This is a genomic window from Bradyrhizobium sp. Ai1a-2, assembly GCF_000426245.1.
Classification (GTDB): Bacteria; Pseudomonadota; Alphaproteobacteria; order Rhizobiales; family Xanthobacteraceae; genus Bradyrhizobium.
Genome location: NZ_AUEZ01000183.1, coordinates 1 through 4,149, shown reverse-complemented (window position 1 = coordinate 4,149; position 4,149 = coordinate 1). Strand labels below are relative to the sequence as shown.

6 protein-coding genes and 2 pseudogenes are annotated in these 4,149 nt (G+C 58.7%); 3 read left to right on the top strand and 5 right to left on the bottom strand.

Annotation, left to right across the window (positions count from 1 at the left end; genetic code table 11):
- The 5 genes and pseudogenes from K288_RS0142685 to K288_RS0142665 all read right to left on the bottom strand — a co-directional run.
- A pseudogene (locus K288_RS0142685) lies at positions 1 to 188 on the bottom strand (IS5/IS1182 family transposase); the annotation flags it as partial.
- A 285-nt stretch (positions 189 to 473) separates the two neighbouring features.
- Complete coding sequence (locus tag K288_RS55625) at positions 474 to 596, bottom strand: hypothetical protein (RefSeq protein WP_256378897.1); 123 nt, start codon at positions 594 to 596, stop codon at positions 474 to 476.
- 72 nt (positions 597 to 668) lie between these two features.
- Positions 669 to 1,430 carry a class I SAM-dependent methyltransferase gene (locus K288_RS48955; RefSeq protein ID WP_051335060.1) on the bottom strand — a complete coding sequence of 254 codons (762 nt, stop codon included), beginning with the start codon at positions 1,428 to 1,430 and terminating at the stop codon, positions 669 to 671.
- A gap of 73 nt (positions 1,431 to 1,503) precedes the next feature.
- Positions 1,504 to 2,274: an aspartate/glutamate racemase family protein gene (locus K288_RS48950; RefSeq protein ID WP_160169088.1), complete on the bottom strand. Its 771-nt coding sequence runs from the start codon at positions 2,272 to 2,274 to the stop codon at positions 1,504 to 1,506.
- Positions 2,275 to 2,368: 94 nt separating this feature from the next.
- Positions 2,369 to 2,599, bottom strand: a complete 231-nt coding sequence (locus K288_RS0142665; RefSeq protein ID WP_027584787.1) for a hypothetical protein — start codon at positions 2,597 to 2,599, stop codon at positions 2,369 to 2,371.
- A gap of 458 nt (positions 2,600 to 3,057) precedes the next feature.
- On the opposite strand from K288_RS0142665, the gene K288_RS0142660 reads away from it, so the two are divergent.
- The 3 genes and pseudogenes from K288_RS0142660 to K288_RS0142650 all read left to right on the top strand — a co-directional run.
- Positions 3,058 to 3,354 carry a hypothetical protein gene (locus K288_RS0142660; RefSeq protein WP_027584786.1) on the top strand — a complete coding sequence of 99 codons (297 nt, stop codon included), beginning with the start codon at positions 3,058 to 3,060 and terminating at the stop codon, positions 3,352 to 3,354.
- A 268-nt stretch (positions 3,355 to 3,622) separates the two neighbouring features.
- A pseudogene (locus K288_RS53960) lies at positions 3,623 to 3,745 on the top strand (IS5/IS1182 family transposase); the annotation flags it as partial.
- A gap of 196 nt (positions 3,746 to 3,941) precedes the next feature.
- Positions 3,942 to 4,149, top strand: a 208-nt coding sequence (locus tag K288_RS0142650; RefSeq protein ID WP_244443484.1) for a transposase, incomplete at its 3' end; no start/stop codon positions are given.

Below are 4,149 nucleotides of genomic sequence, written 5' to 3'. Positions count from 1 at the left end.
ATCAAGCGCGTCGGCAACGGCGGCCGGCCGGGATCATCGTCGTAAATCTCGCCGAACCGCTCCTCCAGGAAGCCCCAATTTACCGTCCGAGCGAGCGTAACCAGCGGATGCTTCATGTCGATGATCTGATCGAGCCGGGAGCGGAACAGATCCTGCTCTCCCGTCTCGCTCCGTTCCCGCGGTCGCATCTCATCCCCTCGCCAAAGCAGTCAATGCCGAGTGAATCACAAATCAAGTTCGCAAGGAATCCCGCTCTACACGCTCGTTTCCCGGCAAATCCGATCGCCGCAAAACGCCGCTTCTGGATTCCAAATCAATGGCTTGGGATTTCTTCACGGTCGACTTCAGATGTTCAGGCCGCAGGCCCATGGCCATTCCGCGAAACGAGACATTTGCTGTTGAGTACGTGAGACCGAGCGCTGAAGGTCCCGAGGGCTTTAGCGGAGTATCACGATATATTTCGCTCGGTGACCTCAGGTGTTGTATTGCATGCCTTCGAGGTGCAACGGCGCATCGTAGAGCTGAGACGGCTGTAGGATCTCAATGCGCTGGCAAACCACCACCATGTCGAAGGTGCGGCCGGCGGGCTGATCCACCGACACTTCCTTCGCCCGCGGTGATGTTGCGCGTTCACGACGGTGGCTCTTGCTGCGTTCACCACGCTGGCGTCACGCCTTTATTGCGCTGATGCCGATGAGGAACGGGAATTTGCGAAAGTCGTCCCAATAGTCCGAGCCGAGGTCCCGAAGCCCATCGGGCGAGATCTCCGCTGGATGCCATTCGACAGTGACCATACCGGCGGCGCGCAAGTTTGATTCGTAGGTGGCCGGCTCCCAGTAGTAGTGGCTGATTTCGAGCGTTGGCGTATCACCCTCGTCTAGATAGATCTGCCCCTTGATTCCGTCCCCGTTGCGCAACGGGTCGTGCAGCGCGAGATTTACGCCATACTTCCGCATTGACGGGGCCGCCGGGCTCATGAAGGGGTTGAATCCGATGCTGACGAAACGGCCGCCCGGCCTCAGATTCACCGCGATTGCCTGGCAGATACCCTGAAACTGTGCAGGCGATGCCGCATAGTTGAACATCAGCTGCGCCGTCACCAAGTCGAACTCGCCGATCTGCCCGAGCCGAGTGATGTCGTCCACACGATACTCAATGCCGAACGGATCCTCACGCTCGCGGAACCGGGCAAAATTGATCAAATTCTCCGAGAGATCGATACCGGTTACGTGCTTGGCGCCCTGCGCCTTCATCTGTCGTGGGTACCAACCCTCTCCACAGGCCAGATCAAGCACTGACATCCCGGTAATATCGCCCAGCATCGCGAAGAAGGTATGCCTCTCAGCATGGGCGCGAATCGGCAATTCATAGTGTCGCTGAAAGACCTGCCCGGCTACGATGTTGTAGGTATCCGACACGAAATGCGTCATGATTGGGTTTCCCGTGCGTCCAAGGCAAGCACTACGTCGGCATCTTTATGCCGCCCGTGGATGTGCCCGCCCTTCAGGACTGGAGCTGTGGCTCGACGTGCTGACCATGATGATGCAGACGGAACATCAGCTCCCGCATGTCCATCGGCTTAGCATAAGTGAGGCGGCTCGAGCTGACCTCCATCCGGATCTGCGCTTGCAGGAAGGTAATGGCTGATCTCGCCGGATTGATCACCGGGGCGGGCCTTCCGGCCGCCGCCAGCGCACTGGCAATGGTCTCCGATACGCCGATCATGCCCGTGCAGCCGAGCACGATGGCCTCAGCACCATCCGTGGCGATCGCCTGCATGCACTGGTCCAGGAGCTTGCGAACGAGCTGCTCCTTGTCGTGCAGCTCGACAACGTGCATGCCTATGTCGCGGATTGACACTGGCTCGATACCGAACGAGGCGGCTAGACCGCGGATGATCGGCGCGACGCTCCTGGTAATAGTGACGATCGAATAGGTTTGCGCCACGAGCTTCGCGGCTAGTACCGCCGGCCGAAACCCGCCGACAACCGGAATCGTCACCAGCTCACGTACGACATCGACCGCGGGCTCACCAAAGCAATTCACGAAGACCCCGCTGAAGCCCTCCCGCTCGGCCGTCTTTGCGAGCTCGATGATCGGTGCGGCATTGACCGCCTCATCGTGGCGACTCTCGATGAACGGGGTACCCTCGGACAGCCGCCGGATCACGAGCTCAAAGTCGGGGGCGACGGCTGATGCCAACTCCTGCATGACATCGTCGCCGTGCCCCGGATTGTTCACCGGCAGTATGACAAGGATCCGCTTGTTCGGCATTGGACGCTCCTGCGGGGGGACCTGGTAGGAACTCTCTTTTGCGCGCATGGTGGCGGCCGCCTGTGCGGTGGCCGCCACCATGCGGAGCGCTTAATCAGCTATTGCGGAACGCCCAGAGCGCGGCCTCGCGCTGCTCGGCATTGAAACCACGTAGCTCCAGCTCTTTGAGCAGAAGCGTCATCACCACGACGCGCTTCTCCCGGCACTCCTGCTCGACTGCCTGAACCTTACGCAGTTCCGCGTGGTACTCATCGAGAAAAGTCCGCAGACTATCGTGCGAAAGTTTGTGTTCCGGAGTGTGTTGAATCTGAGCATGCAGCGACATTCTCTCCTCCGTTTGATAACCGTGGTAGGCACGCCACCTACCCTAGATCAATGCACCGTTCGAAATTTCGATCTTGGTACCAAGCAGTTTGCATTGGCGCAACGGGCCCGATGTACCGCCTGTTGCTATGTCACTTGGTACAAAGCTGGTACTTTCGGACGATGGCTTAAACCATGATATTCGAGCACATTGCCAAGTAGCGTCGAACCGCCACAACGCCTGGCGGCCCTGCTTATCTCTGCCGGGGCTGGGGCCCACCCTGGAGAGACGGTTCACTCATCATCCCTGTCAAAAGCTGAATGCAAGCGGTCGCCAGTAGCTCGAGGATCCAGGCGGCATCGCCATCAGATCTCGGCTTGCCGGCGGGGCTTTCTACCCGTCGAAAATGGGCGAACAGCGGTATCGGAGATCAGGTACACGAATGACCCATCAATAGCATCAAAGTGCGGAGGCAGATCATGTCGGAAAAGAGGAATGAACAAATTCAGGGTTCTCTTGATCTCGCGGCGAAGCGCCGAGGTGCAGTAAAGCAGCTGAAGGCCAGACAGCGCATCGTTTCGATAATCGGACTAATTCGCGAGCTTGGAGGATTTGCTTTTATTCTTATCGGAGTTGCGGGGTGCTTCAACAGCGCGGCAAAGATCGTTGGCTTCGAATCCAATCTCGCGGAAGCAGTATGTTGGGTGCCCCTCTTCGGATTGGTCATTGTTTGGATGACGAAATGCGGTGCCCGGATAGTCAAGAGCGGCAAGTAAATCCTGACATGATCCCGAACGTTGCCTCAACCCTCGGTGCACAGTGCCGGTTCTGCGCTACGCTTGGTCGGCAGAATGGCTCTTTTCGAACCATTGGAAGATCGTCGTCGCAAAAACTTTCGCTGGTTGCTGCCGCGATGCGCTTAATCGCGTGAGAAATACGGACTAGGGTCAGTTGGGATTCGCGCGCTTCCGCGACTAAGCGAGGGCGGATGTCTGGAAGCGACCGTTCGAGGCCGTCTCCGACGATCCTCACATGGAGTACGCCATTGTCGATGCCACCATCGTCAAGAGCCACCGGCCACGGTCAGGGTGCAAAAGGGGGACTCAAAGCCAGGCCATCGGCCGTTCGAAAGGCGGCATGACCACTGAACTTCTGGCACTCACCGATGCGCTCGGCGATCTTGTGCGCCTCATGCTTCTGCCATGATAACGCTTCGGTGTAACCGGCATGAGCCCCCACCTGGGCATAGCGCGACTGAGCTGCGATACATCCTGGCATAACTGTTTTTTGGAGGTGGGCAATGGCAGATGCCATGCATGAAGCCATGCTTGATGCCAGGCAGGAAGGCGGCTCCTATCGTCGGATCGAGGTGATCACAGGGCAGCGTCGACGACGGCAGTGGACAGCGGAGGAGAAGGCTCGGATCGTGGCCGAGAGCTTGGAGGAAGGGGCCAATATTTCCGAGGTCGCTCGGCGTCATGGCGTTGTTCGTGGGCTGCTTACGGTGTGGCGGCGCAAGTTCGCGACGGCAGCGAGCTTTCCGGCGCCAGACTTCGTGCCGGTCCGGCTCG

Coding starts and splice junctions, on each gene's coding strand:
- K288_RS0142660 (WP_027584786.1), top strand. CDS start 3,058: ATGTCGGAAAAGAGGAATGAACAAATTCAGGGTTCTCTTGATCTCGCG.
- K288_RS48955 (WP_051335060.1), bottom strand. CDS start 1,430: ATGACGCATTTCGTGTCGGATACCTACAACATCGTAGCCGGGCAGGTC.
- K288_RS0142665 (WP_027584787.1), bottom strand. CDS start 2,599: ATGTCGCTGCATGCTCAGATTCAACACACTCCGGAACACAAACTTTCG.
- K288_RS48950 (WP_160169088.1), bottom strand. CDS start 2,274: ATGCCGAACAAGCGGATCCTTGTCATACTGCCGGTGAACAATCCGGGG.